Raw genomic sequence first — 18040 nt, 5'->3', positions numbered from 1 at the left:
TAACTTGCCCTGAACGGCCCCTTTTCATGCAGCCTGCTGCCAGTTGGTGATCAGAACGTCGGTCGCGTAGCTCAGGTCGAGGCCTTCCCCGCCCCAGTTCGGGACAATGGCGTCGGGTTCGATGTGCTGATATTGCCGCCGGAGGACCTCCGCGTCTCCGGACAGCGCCGGCGCATGAACCATCTTTGCTCCCGATGGGTGCCGGAACGTGAATCGTTGGTTGCCGAGGGATTCGATGAGGAAGTAGCCGTCGTGCAGTGCTCGATGGTGTTCGCCGCACAGGAGAACCAGGTTGTCGAGCGACGTCGCACCTCCCCGCGAGCGGTAGGTGACGTGGTGAGCATGCAGAAACCGGGTGCGCCCGCACCCGGGCACCGAGCAGCATCGATCGCGAATGATCAACTGACGCAACTGGGTTCGACTCGGAGCTTTGGCCGTGGTACTCCACCGCACAGTTTTTCCCAGCCGGCCGTGACCGACGACTCGCATGACCGACGAACACAACACCTGGGCGAGAGTTTCGTCGTCCAGACCAGGTCCGTCGTCGAAATGAGCATGATCGCACCCTGCTTCGCTGCTGTCTCCGAGGTGTACCAACACTTCCGCGGCAGGTGAGACGACCGGCGAATCGATGGCGTCACACACCATCTCCGCCATTGCGACGAGCGCAGGGGCGGGGTTCGGCGGTGCCGGGGCCGACCGGTCACCCTCGGATTCCACCTCCGTGCGAGTGCGCTCGTACTCGGCCCTGGTCACGGCGGCCAGAAATCGCTTGCCGTCCTCGGGCCGAAAGCGCGCCGTCACCACGAGCGAGCCGTCCTCGTCGTCCCAGCGCCACCGTCCCACACACGGATCGAGGTCGACACCGTTGCCCCTGGTCGGCCTCATCGCCTTCTTCAGACCACGGCAGAGACGTTCGATGTGCGCGGCGGGTGCATCGAGCGCCTTCTGCAACAGTGACGCTTCGTTGTCGGCAGTAGCGACACGGGTCATCGCGCGCACCTTCGAGTACGACACCGTGCCGCTCAGGTACGCAGAGGTGATCAGGGGCAGCTCTCGCATCGCCTTGGCCACCCGTACCTGCTCACGGGCAGTGTGCAGATCGACTCCCGCGCGCCAGGACAACCAGTGCGCACAGGACCTCGTCTCCCACGCGGCCCACCCACGTCGAGCATCGAACTCACCGACCAGGATCAGATACTGCGCAGATGCAGCCGCGATCTGGCCCGCCAGCGCGCATATCTCCGTCTCGATGTCTGCAATCTCGACCATGAATGCCCCCACTCGTCGAATGTATGTTCGACGAACAGTACGACGAGGCACCGACAAGAACGGCGAGAAACCGACGCACCCGTCCCCGCGGGGACGTCGTCGGGGTTGCTTTCTCGCCCACGGGCCCGATACTGAGCAGCAGATGCTGGATCCGACGGAAAGTGGGTGTGGCCATGAGCGGTTCGGAACAGGAAGGGGAACTCGCCTCCACACATCCGGGACGGGTCGGGCAGCGAATGCCATACATGGCCGACGCACCCAACCCGCTCGCGCGCTTTCGCAGTCCGCTGCGCAGCACGTGGTTGACGTCGGTGTTCGGCGCGGTGCTGCTCGTTGCGCTGCCGATCGTGATTCTGACGGGCCTACTGTCCTACAGCGCGTACGGGCCGCAGTTCGGCCAGGCCAAACCAGGTGCCGTCGGGTGGTTGCGCTTACCGTTCTTCGACTGGCCGACGAACCCAGCCTGGCTGTACCAGCTGACGCAGGGCGTGCACGTCGGGCTGGGCCTGATCATCGTCCCGCTCGTCATCGCCAAGCTCTGGTCGGTGATGCCCAAGCTCGTCGAACTGCCGCCGGTGCGGTCGCCGGCACATGCACTCGAACGACTGTCGCTGCTGGCACTCGTCGGAGGCCTGCTGTTCGAGATCGTGACCGGCGTGCTGAACATCCAATACGACTACGTGTTCGGCTTCGACTTCTACGCCGCTCACTACTTCGGTGCCTGGGTGTTCATCGCCGGATTCCTGGTGCACCTCGGCCTCAAGGTGCCGCTGATGTGGCGGACCCTTCGATCGGAATCGTTGATGGACGTCTTGCGCGCCCGCAACGAAGCGCCGAGCCGGCCACACCAGACCATGAGCCGACGCGGTGCGATCGGATTGGTCGCCGCCGGAATGGGTTTCGTGGCCGTGTTGACGGTGGGGCAGACCGTCGGCGGCGTCCTACGCAAGGCAGCAATTCTCCTTCCGCGGGGACGGTCGTACGGCGACGGGCCCAACGACTTTCAGATCAATCGCACTGCCGAGGCGGCCGGGGTCACCGAAGAACAGACGGGCGCAGACTGGACACTGTCCGTCGAAAGTACTTCGGAGAACATGGAACCGGTGGTTCTCTCCCGCGGCAGGCTGCTGTCGATGACTCAGCACACCGCCGAACTTCCCATCGCCTGTGTCGAAGGATGGTCGACCACGCAGAGTTGGACGGGCGTTCCGTTGGCCGAACTCGCAGCATTGGCAGGTGTACCCGCACCCAGGTCCGCGGAAGTCATCTCGATAGAACAGGGTGGCCCATTCGGTCGTGCTGTGCTGCAGGGTATTCAAGCGCTCCATCCCGATTCACTGTTGGCATTGAAAGTCAACGGCGTCGATATCTCGCTCGATCACGGCTACCCGGCACGTGTCATCGTTCCCGCGCTTCCCGGTGTGCACAACACCAAGTGGGTGGCGCGCATCGTGTTCCGTTCGTGACTTTGCAAAACCGCCCGGATGGTCGAGAATCTTTCATCGGTGGCCCGCGGGGCTGCCGACGAAGGAATGCTCCTTCGCCTGGACGAGTCCAAAAGGTCATGCCACGATGCACGCACTATCTCGAGGCCTTCTCGCCGCGGGTGCAGCCCTCACGCTGATGCTCGCCGCGGGCTGTTCGTCGTCCGACGCCGGCACCGCCGTTGCCGCAGACACCACCGCCTCCAGCAGCTCCGCAGCCCCCACTACCACCGACAACGTGTCCGGCCAGGAAGGCATCGACGCCGGTGGCTCCACCGACATCGACGTCGAGATCGGCCAGTGCGTCAAGCTCGGTGGCACGATGACGGCCGCCGAAATCGACAACGCCGAATGCGGCAGCATGGAGTCCAACTACAAGGTCATCGCCAAAGCCGCAGAGAACGAGCAGTGCCCCACCGACGTCAATCAGACGTACTACGAGACTCTGAACGGTGTCGAGCAGGGCGCACTGTGCCTCGACGTCGACTGGGTGATCGACGGCTGCATGAGCGTGCCGAGTACCGGAATGGACGAGCCCGCCCGCGTCGATTGCGCAGACCCCAGCGCGACGAGCGTCGAGAAGGTCACCGAGATCAAGACCGGTACCGCGGACCCCAACGACTGCCCCGAAGGCGGATTCGCCTACGAAGCACGGCAATTCGTCGTCTGCACCACGACGGTGGCCTAGCCTCGAGTCGCCGTCATCATCTGCGTGACGTACTGATAATCCAGGTGGCCGTGGCTGTCGATAGCCCCATGAACCGCTCGGAGCACTTCCTGCCGACGTGTGTCGGTGAGAATCAGGTGACTCGAATATGTCGCGGCCATCGCGCAGAATTCGTCCGCGGAGTAACGCTGAACCCACTCGTACGTCGACGTGGACCAGGGGCCGAAGCCGGCCGCGCGGGGTACCGCGGTCTCGGATTGCACGCCGAGGGAGTGCGCCAACAGCGGTGCGGCGTCCGGCTCGGTGGCGATGTACGCAGCGCGTACCGACTCCCACACCGGGCCGTCGAGCTGACCGGGCATGTTCCACCACAACCGAAGTGATCCCCCGGGGACCAACGCACGAGCCGCCACCGCGGCTCCTCGATCGGGGTCGACCCAGTGCCACGCTTGAGCAGCCACGACGACATCGAACGATGACGGCGCGCAGACGAAGTCCTCGAACCGGGAGACCCGAACATCGACGTCCATGTTCTCGGTGCGGCGTCGGATCACCTCGGCCATACCCGAATCCGGCTCGACCGCAACCACCGAAGCGCCACGTTCGGCCAACGCGACGGTGGCTTTTCCGGTGCCGGCTCCCGCTTCCAACACGCGGGTCGCACCGCCGGCAAGAACATCCGTGTACAGCGCCGCCGGGTATCCAGGGCGAGCCCGGTCGTACTCCTCGGCGACTCTGCCGAAGCTCAATCCGCGGGGTCGTTCCGGCTCGTCCGTCACGTTAGCCAGAGTACCGATTATTCGGGACTACCGATGTTCGGCCGATTCCAGTTGCGACCGCAATGTGGACTCGGTGTGCCGAATCGCCTGCCCGACGACGGGCTCCACGACGGCCCCGAGGACTTTACCGGCGATGCCCCCGGGCAAGCTGTAGCGGAAGATGACGTCGAGACGGGTCCGGCCCTCATCCAGGTCCGTGAAAGACCAGGTCGAGGAGTTGGACAGGCCTTCGACCGATTCGAGCGTGAGTCGCTCGTTCTCGACCCATTCGGTGACGCGAACGATCGAATTCAACGACTTGGGGCCGATCTGCATGGTTGCGTCGTACGTCGCCCCGAGACCGGAGGTGGTCTCACTCCTCGGCTCGAACCGCGTGATCCCGAACATCCACCGCGGGACGTTTCGATAGTCGTCGAGGTAGGCGAAAGCCGCATCGCGGGGTGTCGACGCGACCGCCGAATGGTTTATCTCACTCATTCCACCGACACTAATACACGCGACGGCGTGTTACACATAGATTGACGTCGGCTTCTACCGGCGGACGTAGCCCGCCTGCTTGTCCACCACATTGACCAGGGACTCGTTCCGCCGGTACCTATCGAGATTGTCCTCGAACAGCGTCCACAGCCGATCGGCGAAGTCGTCGGCGTCACCGGCCAGATGCGCCGTCAGAATCACGTTGTCGAGCTCCCACAGCGGACTCGACGCCGGGAGTGGCTCGACCTCGAAGACATCCAACACAGCCCATCCGATCGCCCCGGAATCCAACGCCTCACACAAGGCCTGTTCGTCGACAACGGGACCACGGGCGATGTTGACCAGACCCGCGTCGTGACGCATCGCCCCGAGCACCTCTGCATTCACGAGCCCGCGAGTCTTCTCGGTCAGCGGCGCGGACAGCACCACCACGTCGTATTCACCTGCGTAGGAGGGTAACTCGTCCACCGAACGAATTCTCTCGAACTCCGCATCTCCCGGCCGCTCGGATGTGCCGGCCGCGTCGACACGCATGCCGAGTGCCCCGAGAACGCGACCGATGGCGCGGCCGATCGAACCCGGACCGACGACCAGCACCCTTCTATCGTGGATTCCACTGGTGAGGCGATGCTCCCAGACCCGTTCGCGTTGCCGCCGAAGCGCTTCGGGCAGCTTCTTCATCGACGCCAGAACGCCCGCAGCGACGTATTCGGCGATCGCACGGTCGAGAATGCCGCCGGAGTTGGTCAGCACCCACGGACTGTCCCGCAGCACCGGATCCAGCACCCGATCGACCCCGGCGCTCGACACGTGAATCCAGCGAAGCTTGTCGGCGTGCGGCCACACATCCTGCAGGTCGACTGCCTCGAACGTGCGAAACAGTAGAACCTCCGCCCACGACACCGCATCGACGAGTTCGGGGATCGTGCAACTGCGGAAGTGGACTCCGCCGATCGACGGGAAGGCCTTTCGGTCCGAATCACTCTCGACCACAAGCACGTTCACCAAAGGACTCGTCACCTCCGTACGATGGCAGGGTGCTCACCGTAGAACTCGCGTCTGCCGCCGACGCAGCAACGATACTCGACCTCCGGCACGCCGCCGAGGACTGGTTGGCCGCCCGGCGAATCGCTCAGTGGGCACCGCGCGAGGTACCGCTGTCGACTGTCGCGGCCCAGATAGAGGCAGGGGAGTTCCACGTTGCCCGACGACACCCCGGTGGCCCGATTGTCGGAGCCCTACGACTGATCTGGGCCGATCCGAGCATCTGGCCCGAGCCCGATGTGCTCGCCGGCTACGTCCACGGACTCGTGATCGACAGAAGCGAAGCCGGTACGGGGCTGGGGACGTCGTTGCTCCGGTGGGCGTCGCAGCGGACCCGACAGGAAGGGCGAGGGCTGCTACGGCTTGACTGCGCCGAGACCAACACTGATCTACGCAACTACTACGTCCGGCAGGGTTTCCAGTACGTCGGCCGTCGCGACTTCGACGGTGGCAGTTCGTGGTTCAGTGTGGCGCTGTTCGAGAAGACGACCTGCTTGTAGCGTGTCCCCCATGAGCGAGAACCGAGATCGGATGTTGCGCGGCGAACTCTACCGAGACAGTGATCCCGACCTGGTGGCGTCTCGGGTGTCGTGTGGAAAGCTGCTCGACAGATTCAACGCAACCGAGGCAGACCAGGACGCAGAAAGACGTGAACTGCTCGGCGAACTACTCGGTTCCATCGGAGCGGACTCGTGGATCATGCCGCGCTTCCAATGCGACTACGGCACATACATTTCCATCGGGTCCAACAGCTTTCTGAACTACGACGCAATCCTGTTGGACTGTGCTCCGATCACGATCGGGAACGATGTCTCGATCGGTCCACGTGCGCAACTACTGACTGCGCTGCATCCCATGGAAGACCATGACGCTCGTCGATCTCGTTGGGAGAGCGCCCTTCCCATCACTATCGGAGACAATGTCTGGCTCGGCGGAGGCGTCATCGTCTGTCCCGGAGTCACGATCGGAGAGAACTCGGTGATCGGAGCCGGAAGTGTCGTCACTCGCGATGTACCGCCGCATACGTTCGCTGCAGGCAACCCGTGTCGGGCGATCCGCGCATTACCGTGAGATCACCGAGTTCAGGATTCTGTCGGAGTCACGAACCAGCGTGCCGACTGCCATTCGCGCGCCCCACCACATCCCCAGCCAGCCGATCGCTACGGCCACCGGGATCGACAGATACGCCCACGCTCCCGGAAGGAGCACTGCGAGAAGCAGTGCGGGCACGACCGACACGGCCAGGACCACTATCCCGAGGATGAGGAAGACGAATGCATTTCCGGTGAACGACCCCCGTGTGTTCATCGAGAACGACTTCGTAGCTTCGGGCACCGGGTAGGCACCGCGTACGGAGTTCACGGCGGTCAGACCGGCGCCGACTCCGAGCATCGAGATCGTCACGGCGACAGGGATCTCCCATCGGTCGAGCCCGAGATCGCCGAACACTCGAACCACCACGACCGGCACGATCGCGAAGGGGGTCGCGACCAGCAACCAGGCGATCTGCCGACCACGGATGTCGTCGGGGAGAGCCTGCGGAATCATCACCAGGTGCCACATCGAACCACCGTCGAGACCGTACGAATTCGATCCCGCACCCATCGCCATGAAGATCGCGATCCACGCACCCCAGGCTGCGCTGAACGGAATCGAGTCGGTCACCAGCGGGCCGATGCCGGCCAGCACTGCGAAAATCAGCACCGACAGCAGCTGACTCCGACGACGCATGTCACCGCGCCACAGAGACAGCTCTCGCGTCACTACCGCGCCGACGCGCGTTGCCCGCCACCCTGTTGCACCGTCGCGGCCCTTCTCTGCCGTCTGCTTACGGGTCGATCCCGACGACGTCGAGACCCGCCCCTCGAAGTGGCGTAGAACCAGTCGCTGCCAGGCCCACACCAGTGCGACGTCCAGCAGCAGCAATCCCACCACCGCGCCGATCGCCAACAGCCACTTGCCCTCCAGCACAGCATCGACGCCGGTGATGCCCCAGCCGAAGGGAATCGAATGGGCCAGTGTGAGCGGCCACGTCACCTCACCCGACAGCACACGATCGAGATTCTGCGTGATGGGGAACTGCAGGAAGTACAGGCCTCCGAAGACAGCGCCGAACGCCAGCAACGCGAATTCGCGGCTGCGGCGACTCTTGAGTAGTTGCGACATGGCCAGCGTCACCACCCGCGACAGCGTCACGAAGAACACCACCGTCGCGGGCCAGGCCACGAGCGCCAGAGGCACTGCGGCAACCGACCGCGACAGAGCGTAGATCGGAATGGACGCCGTCGCGACGACCGTCAGCGGAACCACCATGCCGATCACCGACGTGGTCAGCAGTGCACGGGCCAGTCGCGCAGGATCGACGGACAGCAATTGGAAGTGGCGGGGCTGGATGTTGTCGTCGGAGATACCCGACAGCACCGGGAAGAGCACCCAACTCAGACCCGTCAGGGTCAGTCCGAGGCTTGCGGTGCCGCCCACCAGTACCTGCGACGCGCCGGTTCGGGCCGCCATCACGCATGCGAGAACCGCGAGGGCCAGCCCCAGCAACCCGAACACGGTCTTGACCACTGCTTGTCCGCCCTTGAACTGCCTGCGGTAGAGCGTGATTCGCATCTGCAGGACGGTGCGACCGACCGACTTCACGAGCGCATCCAGGACAAGCCGTCCGGGTTCTGGTCTCGGGATCCGACGAGGCGCACGAAGGCGTCGTCGAGGGTGCCACCGGCGCGGACGTCGTCGACCGTTCCCGCCGCCACGACTCGACCACCGGTGATGACACCGACGTGGGAGCACAGCCGTTCCACGAGGGCCATGACGTGACTGGACAGAATCACCGAGCCACCGGAGCGAACGAACTGAATCAGGATGTTGCGGATCGTCGTGGACGAGATGGGATCGACGGCTTCGAAGGGCTCGTCCAACACCAAGAGGCGAGGCCCGTGCAACAGCGCCGACGCCAGTCCGATCTTCTTGGTCATTCCGGCGGAATAGTCGGCGATGACGGTTCCGCCTGCATCGGCGAGACCCAACGCGTTCAGTAGCTCGTCGCGACGTTGCGCGATGACGTCCTCCGGCATCGCGCGCAGTCGACCGATGTAGGTCAGGAGCTCGTGGCCGGTGAACTGGGAAGGCAATGTCAGTCCGTCGGGTAGCACGCCGAGCAGCTCCTTCGCCGCGATCGGATCGGCCCAGACGTCACGCCCGAAAACGAGGCTTCGGCCGTACTGCGGTCTGAGCAGCCCGACCGCCGTGGACAGACATGTCGTCTTACCAGCACCGTTGGGGCCGACCAACCCGAACATCGACCCGGGCGGAACCATCAACGACAGGTCGTCGACCGCAATCTTCGGGCCGAAGGCCATGCACATGTGCTCGAGCAGCAAAGCGGGAGGATTCGTTTGCACGGGTAACAGACTAACCGGTATGGGCGTTTTCGTCATGCGCTACGAACCGACTGCACCGGTACCATCTGGGCATGAATCGCACCGCAGTGGTCACCGGAGCTTCGTCGGGCATCGGAAGGGCCGTCGCGTCGGCGCTGGTCGCCCGCGGCTACCGAGTTATCGGCACTTCTCGGAATCCGGATTCGATGACCTCCGATCAACGGGCAGCAGGCGTCGAGTATCGCGCTCTCGATCTCACCGATTCCGCGTCGATCACCGCATTCGTGACCGAACTCGGCGCCGTCGATGTTCTGGTCAACAATGCCGGAGAGAGCCAGTCCGGGCCCTTCGAGGAACTGCCGACCGACGCCATCGAGCGATTGTTCCAATTGAACGTGTTCGGCGCAGTGACGCTGTCGCAGAACGTCATTCCCGGCATGCGTGAGCGCGGGTACGGCCGCATCGTCATGGTCGGGTCGATGCTTGCGAGCTTTCCGCTCGCCTACCGCTCCTCGTACGCGTCGACGAAAGCAGCCATCAAGGGCTTCTCCGACGCCGCGCGACTGGAACTCTCTCCGTTCGGCGTGTGGATGACCACCGTGGAGCCTGGATCGATCAACACCGGAATCAGCGAACGACGCACCAAGTACATCGCCGCGGATTCGGTCCACCGAGACGACTTCCACACAGCGATCTCGTCATTGGATCGAAAGGAGGGAACCGGAATCTCCGCCGAGGACGTCGCCGAAGTAGTACTGAAGGCCATCGAGGCCGACAAGCCGAAACCCTTGTACGCCAGAGGAAGCAACGCACCGGTCGTGTTTCTGGCGCGACGGTTGCTGCCGGCGACATTCATGGAGAAGACGATTGCGAAGATGTTCGGGTTGAAGAGATAGTTTGAACCCCTGACCTGGTGGAATACAGCCGGGTGATAGAAACTCTGGGCCTGGTCCTGGCGGCGACGGGTCTGATCGTCGCCGCGCAGGTGATCTCGAAGAAGACGGCGCTGCCCGCGGCAGCGTTGTTGACCTTGGCCGGCCTGGCCGTCTCGGCGTCGGCGTTGCCCGACATCGTTCTCGACCCCGAAGTCGTGCTGACCCTGGTGATCCCGCCGTTGCTCTACAGCGCTGCGCTGAACTCCTCGTTGATCGCGATCCGCCGCAACGTCTGGACGATCCTGAGTCTGTCGGTCGCCCTCGTGGTGGCCACGGCTGCCCTCGTGGGCGTCGGCATGTGGTTGCTCGTTCCGGGCATCACCCTGGCCGCCGGTATGGCGCTCGGTGCCGCTGTTGCGCCGCCGGACCCGGTCGCCGCCCTTGCGGTGGGTCGTCGCGCCGGTATCCCTCCGAAACTCGTCACCCTCATCGAAGGTGAGGGACTGCTGAACGACGCGACGGCGCTGACGATGCTGACCGTTGCGATCGCCGCGATATCCAGTCAGGACATGACCTTCGTCCACGCGGGTGGGTTGTTCGTGTTGGCGGCGGCCGGCGGAATCGTCGTCGGATTGGTCGTCGCCCTGCTGATTCGCCTCGTACAGCGCTACGTTCACGATTCGCTGCTGCTCAACATCGTGTCGCTGGCGACGCCGTTCGTGGCGTACCTGGCGGCAGAGGAAGTTCACGCCTCGGGTGTTCTCGCCGTGGTCGTCGCGGCTCTGGTGATCGGGCACCACACCCGCCACGCCATCTCCGGGGCCAGCCGACTGCAGACCAGCGCCGTGTGGCGACTGATAGATCTGCTGCTCGAGGGCTTCGTATTTCTGCTCATCGGTGAGCAACTGCCCACCGTGGTCGGCGGCCTCTCGGCCTACTCGGGAACGACCATCGCTCTCGCGGTCACGGTCACTCTGGCCGGCGTGCTCCTACTGCGTCCGCTGTGGTTGCTCACGACCGGGCTGTCCCCACGCGAGGCGGTGGTGATGAGCTGGGCCGGCACCCGCGGCGTCATCACCGTCGCCGCGGTGTTCACGCTCCCTTTGACGATCGACTCGGGCGAGCCGTTCGAGAGCCGAGACCTGTTGCTGTTCTGCGCATTTCTCGTCGTGCTGGTGACGGTCCTTGGACAGGGCCTCACGTTCGCTCCACTGGTCCGCAAGCTGAACGTCGTCGCGGACCCCGCCGCAGAGGCGCGTCTGCGAAACGAAGCACGTGAGGGATCGGCCAAAGCTGCACTGTCACAGCTCGATCGCATCGCCGACGAAGAGAACCTCGACGACGAGGGCCGGGAGATCCTGCGGAGCGAGCTCGAGCATCGCATCGACCGCTACCACCGTCGACTCGATCATCTCGACGAGACGGACGTCGGCGACGCGGTCATCTCACCGGAACAGATTGCCGCGATGAGTACGCGCCGCCGAATCCTCGATGTGGAGCGAGAAGAGTTGCTCTGCTGGCGCGATGCCGGCCGGCTACCGGACAACAGCATGCGCAGCCTCGAACACGAACTCGACCACGAGGAGCATTCGTTCCGCCCACACCGAGAGACCGATTAACCGGCGATCGCGGCGTGCATCTCCCAGACGATCACTTCGGCACCACTGGCACTGCTCAGTTTCTGACCGCCGCCTCCGCTGACGCGCACGGCGTCACCCTGCGCGAGGGGTCCGACTCCCTCGAGCATCGCCTCACCCTCGGCCACGAAGATGTGCACGAACGGTGCATCGGGAATCTCCACCGGAGCCTGCCCGGGCTGTAGGCGCGCCACGTGCATGGCGGCGTACTTGTTCTTGATGCGAATGGCGGCGTGATCGGCATGGTCGGGCATGCCGGATGCGACGGGAACCAGACCGCCGCTGAGCAATTCGTTGTCGATCTCGAGCTGTTCGTAGCCCGGGGTGATGCCCTGCTCGTCGGGCACGACCCACATCTGGACGAAGCGAACAGGATCGCCGTGCTTGCCCGAGTACGAGCCGGCAGTATCGCCGAGTCGCCACGAATCGTTCTTCTCCGAGTGGAGAATTCCGGTGCCCGCACTCATGCGTTGCGCGAGGCCGGGGTAGATGACTCCGGAGTGGCCCATCGAATCCTGGTGCACCAGCGATCCCTGCAGAACCCAGGTGATGATCTCCATGTCGCGGTGCGGGTGGGTATCGAATCCCATTCCCGGGGTGACGATGTCGTCGTTGTTGACCATGAGGACGCCGTGGTGGGTGTTACTGCGATCGAAGTGGTTGCCGAACGAGAAGGAATGCTTGGAGTCCAGCCAGCCGATCTTGGTCTTGAATCGGTCGTCGGCGCGGCGGAGGTCGAGTGTGGTTGCTGCAGAGGTCATGTCATTGCCTCGAATCTCGAAGTAGGTGGGTTCTCAGAGAACGTGCGAGCCGTACATTTCACCGAGTGGGTCGGCGATCAGTTCGAGCCGTGCACCGTCGGGGTCGCGGAAGTAGAGCGAGACCTCGCTGTGCTCGATCAATTCGATTCCCGCGTCGATCAGCTTGGTGCGCAGGTGCTCCCAGCGGGTGGGCTCGACACTGATGGCCACGTGGTGCAGACCGCCCAGCACCTCCGCGTACGGGCCGACGTCGAGTCCGGGGAAGTCGAAGAAGGCCAGCAGGTTGCTGTTGCCGATGTCGAAGAAGAAGTGCGACGAACCCGGGTAGTCACGGTTCTCGATGAGCTCGGTCAGAGGGAACTCGAGCAGGTCTTGATAGAACCGCACGGTCGCCTCGACATCGCCGCTGACCAAAGCCGTGTGATGAAGTCCGCGGGCAGACGATGCCGGACGCTCACCTGCAGGCTTCATGTACTGCTGACGGATGCGGTCCCGCTGCTCGGCGTGCTCCTGCGCGCGGCGTGTCTCGTCTGCAGTCAGTTCGTTGGTTTCAGTCATCGCTTCGGCCTCCGGTCAGGTAGTTGCTTCGTCAACTACCGAGAACAGTACACCGGTTAGTTGCGTTGTCAACTAGCATGGAGGCATGGACTCACCACGGTGGCTCGGTGCCGACGAACAGCAGGCCTGGCGCGCATACCTCGATGCGACGCGGCTGCTGCTTCGCGACCTCGACAATCAACTCACACGCGACTCCGGGATCTCCTTCACCGATTTCGAGCTGCTGGTCGTACTGTCCGAGGCACCCGACCATCGCCGACGAATGAGCGAACTCGCCGACGCCGTCACCACGACTCGTAGCGGCGTCACCAGAGCCATCAGCCGACTCGTCGACAACGGCTGGGTCACACGCGTCAAATGCGACGACGACAAGCGCGGAATGTCCGCCGAACTCACCGAAGCGGGCATGAACACCCTCGCCGCCGCCAGCCCGGGACACGTCGAAGCAGTACGAGAGAAAATGTTCGACCTGGTTGACCCGAACGATCTCGCGGCTCTGACGCGAACTTTCACGGCAATGCGGAATCACGCATCGTGACGGTGACTCACATACCCGGTGCGCAACGCCATCACTGGTGGAACGAATGGCTCGATTCCAAGCAGTCGTTTCCCGCCACCGGCAATTACGACCTGGCGGCCAATGCGCACGGGCTACTGATGGTGCACAACGAGGACACGGTGTTTCCCGGCGAAGGGTTCGACTCCCATCAGCACGAGAACATGGAGATCGTCACGTGGGTGTTGGAAGGGACGCTGAAACATACTGACTCCGAGGGTAATTCGGGGCTGATCTACCCCGGCCTCGTTCAACGCATGAGTGCCGGAACCGGAATTCGGCACACCGAGACCAATGCGTCGAGCCGGTCCAGCCGAGAAAAGCTGCGCGTGGTGCAGATGTGGATCCCATCCGACACCGATGGAACCGACCCCTCGTACGAAGAGCTGGACGTGCAGGACCAGCTGGCGAGCGGCGAGCTGGTTCCGGTGGCGTCCGGCATGCCGGGTCGGGGCGGCGTTTGGATCGGCAACCGCTACGCGACGCTGCATGCCGCCCGACTCGCACCGGGGGAGTCCGTCACCGTCCCTGACGCGCCGTACGGTCACGTCTTCGTCGCCGACGGTTCCGCAGTGTTCGAGACCGTCGGAGACGTTGCCCAGGGTGACGCGGTACGACTCACCGCCACCGGAGGTCACCGTGTGACAGCATCGACGGCGAGCGAGATCTTGATCTGGGAAATGCACGCCGGCTTCGCCTGACCGAGAACCACTGAGGTTACGACTGCTCGCGCCCGTCCACAGCCTCAGCACACGTAACAAGGCTGCGGTGCAACACTTCTCGCTCACTCTTGGACAGCGACGCAATCATGGCATTTTCCACCGCGGCGACAGCGGCCGACGCTTGCCGCAGGCGCTCCCTGCCCAGGGTTGTCACGTACAGACGCTGGTCTCGACCTACCCCCTCGATCTCCACCAGGCCGCCGCGCGTGAGCCCGGCCAGCAGTTGATGGGTTGCCTGCCTGCTGACGAATACCGCGCGCGCGAGTTCGGCGTTGGACAGTCCCGGTTTGTGCGCGAGGAGTTCGAGGCTCGAGTACTGCGAGACGGTGATATCGAGATCGCGTAGGCACTCGTCCATCGCCGAACGCAGGGCGGACGTGGCCCGCTTGAGGGCGTAACCGATCGAGGTGTCGACATCCACTTGACTCATGTCAACATCTTGACATACATTCAGTTCGTCAAGAACTTGACGAACTACCGAAAGGACACGACATGACCGTTGCAACCGTTTCCGGACCGAGCTTCCTCTCCCTCCAAGTACGCGACCTCGCCGTCAGTGCAGACTTCTACGAATCGCAGCTGGGCCTCGTCCGCGCACCCCAGGCACCACCCGGCGCAGTGGTGTTCACCACCTCACCGATACCGTTCGCCGTCCGAAACCCCGCTCCCGAAACGGATCTCGACAGTGGTCAGCCGGGACTCGGAGTTGCCCTCTGGCTGGTGTGCGACGATGCCGAAGCGCTCCACGAAAATCTCGTCGCCGCCGGCGTGACGATCGTGACCGCCCCCTTCGACGGCCCCTTCGGAAAGACCTTCGTCCTACGTGACCCCGACGGATACGCCGTCACCGTGCACAGCAGTTAGCCCCGAAGTCATCGACAAATGTGGGACCCTGAGCGCGGATGCCACCTCCGACGCGTAGGGAACACGACCATCATCGAGCGCCTGAAGAACCGCCTCATCGAGTCGGCGAACGCACCTCGAAAAGCCGCGAAACCGCCCGGGCCGATCCTGCTGGCGTTCACCACGATCGCCGCCGTCACGTGGGTATGCGTGTCCAGGAACTGGTGGCCCTCGCCCTACGGACAGTTCGCCTGGTTCGATCCGCTCCTCGCCGGCGCGTCATCGATCCTGGTGCTGCTGATCGTCGGGCTCATCTGGGCAATTCGCACCCTCCACGTCGTCGGCCAGGATCGAAGATGGTCGTGGTGGATAGCGCCGGCTCCGGTGGTGGTGGGCTTGGCAGCGGCTGTGCTGGTACTGCTGCCACCGGACAATATGCTGGACCATCGCGACGAATTCGAGGCCGTTGCGCGAGAATTGAGTGCACAGCCGTCGAGTAGCCGCGAACACATCGAGATCGGCCCGTTCGACATCAGCTCGGCACGCGCCACATCTGGCGGCGAGGTCTACTTCACCGAAGACGGCGGCTTCTCCCTCATGAGCTCCTCCGGCTGGGCCTACGCGCCAGGTGGGCCGCCCGCGGGATTCGACGACTTCACCGCCACCCACCTGGACGGTCCCTGGTACGAATTCTCGGCCATCTGGCGGGACTGATTTCTGTCTCCGAGCGACGGGTCCTCGAGCTGGCTCGTCGGTGACGAAAGCTGTTCAAAGCAGTCGCTTTTCCAGCCATACCTCGGCATACGGCTCGGCGTTGAATGCCGGCACCTCCCGATGGCCGAGCTTGAAGTACAGGCCCCGGGCCTCGACGAGGTCCGCTCGCGTATCCAATCGCATTGTCTTGCGGCGCGATTGGCGGACCGATTCTTCGACGAACTCGACGACCGACGCCCCGACGCCGTTTCCACGGGCACGCGCGTCGATGAAGACCCGGGTCAGTTCTGCGATGTCGTCGGAGACGAAACGAGCACCACCGCAACCGACCAGCGTCGAGCCCAGGTATGCGACAACGAACAGACCCGAATCACCCACGAGATCGTCACTCGGCTCGTCGACCATGACTCGTCGTACTTCCTCGTCCGACGCCTCGCGGCCGAAGAAGCGTCCGACGATATCGACGTTGTAGCGAAACAGGATGTCGAGCGCCGGCTCCGAGGAGGGATGAACGACGGCGAACGTCGCCGATACAGGCACTACTTCGCGGCGGCCCGCTTGGCGAGCACCTTCGAGATCCCGAGCTGCGCAACAACGATGATGCAGCCGACGATCGCACCGATGACTGCCGACGCGAGAGTGTTGACTATCCACGCCAGCACTCCGCCGACACCCGCGACCCCACGCACCGCATCCTCACCGTGGTGCACCAGCTCGTAGATGGGGTGGAAACCGAGCTCGTCGATGCCCACGAGAAGGATGTGCCCACCGACCCAGAGCATGGCTGCGGTGCCGACGACCGACAGCACTGCCATCACCTTAGGCATTCCCTTGACCAGTCCGCGGCCGAACTTCTCGACGAACCCGGACGAGCCCTCGGCCAGCTTCAGACCGATGTCGTCCATTTTGACGATGAGTGCGACGACGCCGTAGACGACGATGGTGATGACCACCGCGACGACCGCCAAGATGATGAGGCGACTCCAGAAGCCCTCGCTCGCAATGGTGTCGAGAGCGATGACCATGATCTCGGCGGAGAGAATCAGGTCGGTCCGAACGGCACCGGACACCACGCTGTCCTCGTCCCGCGGCTCGTTCTCTGCCTCGGCGTGATGATCGCCGTGGCCGAACAGCGCTCCCCAGATCTTATGCGCTGCCTCGTAGCTGAGGTAGCAGCCACCGAGCATCAGAATGGGCGTCAGCAGCCATGGAAGGAACTGACTGAGCAGCAGGGCGATCGGCAGAATGATCAGCAGCTTGTTGCGAAGCGAGCCGACAGCGATGCGCTTGATGATGGGCAATTCCCGTTCGGCCGCGAGACCGCGAACGTATTGAGGCGTCACCGCTGCGTCGTCGATCACGACACCGGCGGCCTTGGCCGTCGCTTTGCCGGTAGCGGCTCCCACGTCGTCGATCGATGCTGCCGCCAGCCGTGCCAGCGCGGCCACGTCGTCGAGCAGGGCTACCAGTCCGCCGGCCATCAGTAATCTCCGAGTGAAGACGAATGCACGATCAGGCTCCTAGGGCTGAGTACGACGCCGAAATCCGGCAATCCACGTGCTCGAACCATACCGCCAGTAGCTCGCTGCGGACCACACATCGGAGTGGGATGTATGGTTTGCTATACGTATAGCGAGCTATACCAACGAACGGAGCATTCAGGTGAGACTCAGATGGATATCGGTCGCCGCTGTCGGCCTTGCCACTGCATCGGCGACGGCACTGCTCGCCTGGCTCGTGTCACCCATCGCGCCAGGGGTTTCCGCGCTGGTGTTCGGCGTCACCGCGCTGCCCTTCGGCGCGATGCTGGGCTGGATACTGTTCGTCGCGCCGGTCACTGCTGACCAGACCTACACCTCGGGCGACAGCATCGAAAGCCATTGGACGACATCCGCGTCCAGCGGCACAGCCACCGATCTGGTGACCGTACTGGGTCTGACTCTTGCGGTGGTATCCATCGCAAGAGTCGACCCCCCGGCCACGCTGCTTCTGACGGGCTTGCTGTTGGCTGCGTTCGCATCGTTCACTGCGCGGTACGCGTTCGCGCGCTACCGGGCCCTGTCCGAGTGAAGAACGATGTTCGACGTCGTCGCACCGAGAAGGGGTGGTCTCAGAGCGAATTGGCCGAGCGAATCGACGTCACCCGACTGACGATCATCTCCATCGAGAAGGAGCGGTTCGACCCGAGCCTGCCCGTCGCCTTTCGCCTTGCCGCAGCTTTCGACTGCACGATCGAGGACCTGTTCGAGCCGGATTCGGTTTGAG

At 63.7% G+C, this 18040-nt stretch carries 23 protein-coding genes; 12 read left to right on the top strand and 11 right to left on the bottom strand.

Annotated elements, in window-relative coordinates:
* Positions 1-24 precede the first annotated feature (24 nt).
* Positions 25-1272 (bottom strand): HNH endonuclease signature motif containing protein, encoded by a 1248-nt coding sequence (locus CH268_RS03290; protein WP_176457828.1) that lies wholly within the window; start codon positions 1270-1272, stop codon positions 25-27.
* Between the two features lie 236 nt (positions 1273-1508).
* On the opposite strand from CH268_RS03290, the gene CH268_RS03285 reads away from it, so the two are divergent.
* Positions 1509-2738 carry a molybdopterin-dependent oxidoreductase gene (locus CH268_RS03285; protein WP_094662337.1) on the top strand — a complete coding sequence of 410 codons (1230 nt, stop codon included), beginning with the start codon at positions 1509-1511 and terminating at the stop codon, positions 2736-2738.
* Positions 2739-2844: 106 nt separating this feature from the next.
* The gene (gene lppU, locus CH268_RS03280) at positions 2845-3444 is read left to right on the top strand and encodes an LppU family putative lipoprotein (RefSeq protein WP_032367706.1); all 600 of its coding nucleotides are present in this window, start codon (positions 2845-2847) and stop codon (positions 3442-3444) included.
* Here the strand turns inward: lppU and CH268_RS03275 are convergent.
* The 3 genes from CH268_RS03275 to CH268_RS03265 are packed head-to-tail and all read right to left on the bottom strand — an operon-like array spanning position 3441 to position 5699.
* Positions 3441-4202, bottom strand: a complete 762-nt coding sequence (locus CH268_RS03275; RefSeq protein ID WP_176457829.1) for a class I SAM-dependent methyltransferase — start codon at positions 4200-4202, stop codon at positions 3441-3443. The two genes, lppU and CH268_RS03275, sit on opposite strands and share 4 nt — an antisense overlap.
* Positions 4203-4229: 27 nt before the next feature.
* Positions 4230-4679, bottom strand: a complete 450-nt coding sequence (locus CH268_RS03270) for an SRPBCC family protein (RefSeq protein ID WP_094662341.1) — start codon at positions 4677-4679, stop codon at positions 4230-4232.
* A gap of 54 nt (positions 4680-4733) precedes the next feature.
* On the bottom strand, positions 4734-5699 hold the full coding sequence (locus tag CH268_RS03265; RefSeq protein ID WP_141215076.1) for a D-2-hydroxyacid dehydrogenase: 966 nt from the start codon (positions 5697-5699) through the stop codon (positions 4734-4736).
* Between the two features lie 17 nt (positions 5700-5716).
* Between CH268_RS03265 and CH268_RS03260 the strand changes: the two genes are divergently transcribed.
* Both CH268_RS03260 and CH268_RS03255 read left to right on the top strand, forming a co-directional pair.
* A complete protein-coding gene (locus CH268_RS03260) occupies positions 5717-6223 on the top strand; it encodes a GNAT family N-acetyltransferase (RefSeq protein ID WP_094662345.1) in 507 nt (168 codons plus the stop codon).
* Between the two features lie 10 nt (positions 6224-6233).
* Positions 6234-6794: a sugar O-acetyltransferase gene (locus CH268_RS03255; protein WP_032367702.1), complete on the top strand. Its 561-nt coding sequence runs from the start codon at positions 6234-6236 to the stop codon at positions 6792-6794.
* Here CH268_RS03255 and CH268_RS03250 read toward each other — a convergent pair.
* Positions 6786-8369 carry an ABC transporter permease gene (locus CH268_RS03250; protein ID WP_094662347.1) on the bottom strand — a complete coding sequence of 528 codons (1584 nt, stop codon included), beginning with the start codon at positions 8367-8369 and terminating at the stop codon, positions 6786-6788. The genes CH268_RS03255 and CH268_RS03250 overlap by 9 nt on opposite strands.
* Positions 8366-9166 (bottom strand): ABC transporter ATP-binding protein, encoded by an 801-nt coding sequence (locus tag CH268_RS03245; RefSeq protein ID WP_094662349.1) that lies wholly within the window; start codon positions 9164-9166, stop codon positions 8366-8368. The genes CH268_RS03250 and CH268_RS03245 overlap by 4 nt, the downstream gene beginning before the upstream one ends.
* A 35-nt stretch (positions 9167-9201) precedes the next feature.
* Between CH268_RS03245 and CH268_RS03240 the strand changes: the two genes are divergently transcribed.
* Complete coding sequence (locus CH268_RS03240) at positions 9202-10005, top strand: SDR family oxidoreductase (RefSeq protein ID WP_027495114.1); 804 nt, start codon at positions 9202-9204, stop codon at positions 10003-10005.
* 32 nt (positions 10006-10037) lie between these two features.
* On the top strand, positions 10038-11603 hold the full coding sequence (locus CH268_RS03235; RefSeq protein WP_045841719.1) for a Na+/H+ antiporter: 1566 nt from the start codon (positions 10038-10040) through the stop codon (positions 11601-11603).
* Here CH268_RS03235 and CH268_RS03230 read toward each other — a convergent pair.
* Both CH268_RS03230 and CH268_RS03225 read right to left on the bottom strand, forming a co-directional pair.
* On the bottom strand, positions 11600-12382 hold the full coding sequence (locus CH268_RS03230; protein WP_094662351.1) for a pirin family protein: 783 nt from the start codon (positions 12380-12382) through the stop codon (positions 11600-11602). The genes CH268_RS03235 and CH268_RS03230 overlap by 4 nt on opposite strands.
* 33 nt (positions 12383-12415) lie before the next feature.
* A complete protein-coding gene (locus tag CH268_RS03225; protein ID WP_094662353.1) occupies positions 12416-12940 on the bottom strand; it encodes a VOC family protein in 525 nt (174 codons plus the stop codon).
* An 85-nt stretch (positions 12941-13025) separates the two neighbouring features.
* Between CH268_RS03225 and CH268_RS03220 the strand changes: the two genes are divergently transcribed.
* Positions 13026-13478: a MarR family winged helix-turn-helix transcriptional regulator gene (locus CH268_RS03220; protein ID WP_094662355.1), complete on the top strand. Its 453-nt coding sequence runs from the start codon at positions 13026-13028 to the stop codon at positions 13476-13478.
* Entirely contained in the window at positions 13475-14197 is a 723-nt protein-coding gene (locus CH268_RS03215; protein WP_094662357.1) for a pirin family protein, read from the top strand. Before CH268_RS03220 ends, CH268_RS03215 begins: the two co-directional genes overlap by 4 nt.
* A gap of 16 nt (positions 14198-14213) precedes the next feature.
* Here CH268_RS03215 and CH268_RS03210 read toward each other — a convergent pair whose 3' ends face one another.
* Entirely contained in the window at positions 14214-14648 is a 435-nt protein-coding gene (locus CH268_RS03210; protein ID WP_094662359.1) for a MarR family winged helix-turn-helix transcriptional regulator, read from the bottom strand.
* A 62-nt stretch (positions 14649-14710) separates the two neighbouring features.
* Here CH268_RS03210 and CH268_RS03205 point away from each other — a divergent pair, with 62 nt between their 5' ends.
* Positions 14711-15082, top strand: a complete 372-nt coding sequence (locus CH268_RS03205; RefSeq protein WP_032367695.1) for a VOC family protein — start codon at positions 14711-14713, stop codon at positions 15080-15082.
* Positions 15083-15100: 18 nt separating this feature from the next.
* Positions 15101-15775 (top strand): DUF1109 domain-containing protein, encoded by a 675-nt coding sequence (locus tag CH268_RS03200; RefSeq protein ID WP_255182275.1) that lies wholly within the window; start codon positions 15101-15103, stop codon positions 15773-15775.
* 54 nt (positions 15776-15829) lie between these two features.
* Here CH268_RS03200 and CH268_RS03195 read toward each other — a convergent pair whose 3' ends face one another.
* The gene (locus CH268_RS03195; RefSeq protein ID WP_094662361.1) at positions 15830-16315 is read right to left on the bottom strand and encodes a GNAT family N-acetyltransferase; all 486 of its coding nucleotides are present in this window, start codon (positions 16313-16315) and stop codon (positions 15830-15832) included.
* Positions 16315-17256, bottom strand: a complete 942-nt coding sequence (locus CH268_RS03190) for a DUF808 domain-containing protein (protein WP_094662363.1) — start codon at positions 17254-17256, stop codon at positions 16315-16317. The genes CH268_RS03195 and CH268_RS03190 overlap by 1 nt, the downstream gene beginning before the upstream one ends.
* Positions 17257-17437: 181 nt before the next feature.
* On the opposite strand from CH268_RS03190, the gene CH268_RS03185 reads away from it, so the two are divergent.
* A complete protein-coding gene (locus tag CH268_RS03185) occupies positions 17438-17845 on the top strand; it encodes a hypothetical protein (RefSeq protein WP_094621841.1) in 408 nt (135 codons plus the stop codon).
* Entirely contained in the window at positions 17842-18039 is a 198-nt protein-coding gene (locus CH268_RS03180) for a helix-turn-helix transcriptional regulator (protein ID WP_032382393.1), read from the top strand. Before CH268_RS03185 ends, CH268_RS03180 begins: the two co-directional genes overlap by 4 nt.
* Position 18040: the final 1 nt, after the last annotated feature.

The sequence above is a fragment of the Rhodococcus sp. 06-1460-1B genome (genome assembly GCF_002258475.1).
Classification (GTDB): domain Bacteria; phylum Actinomycetota; class Actinomycetes; order Mycobacteriales; family Mycobacteriaceae; genus Rhodococcoides; species Rhodococcoides fascians.
This window is presented reverse-complemented; position numbering and strand designations above follow the sequence as displayed.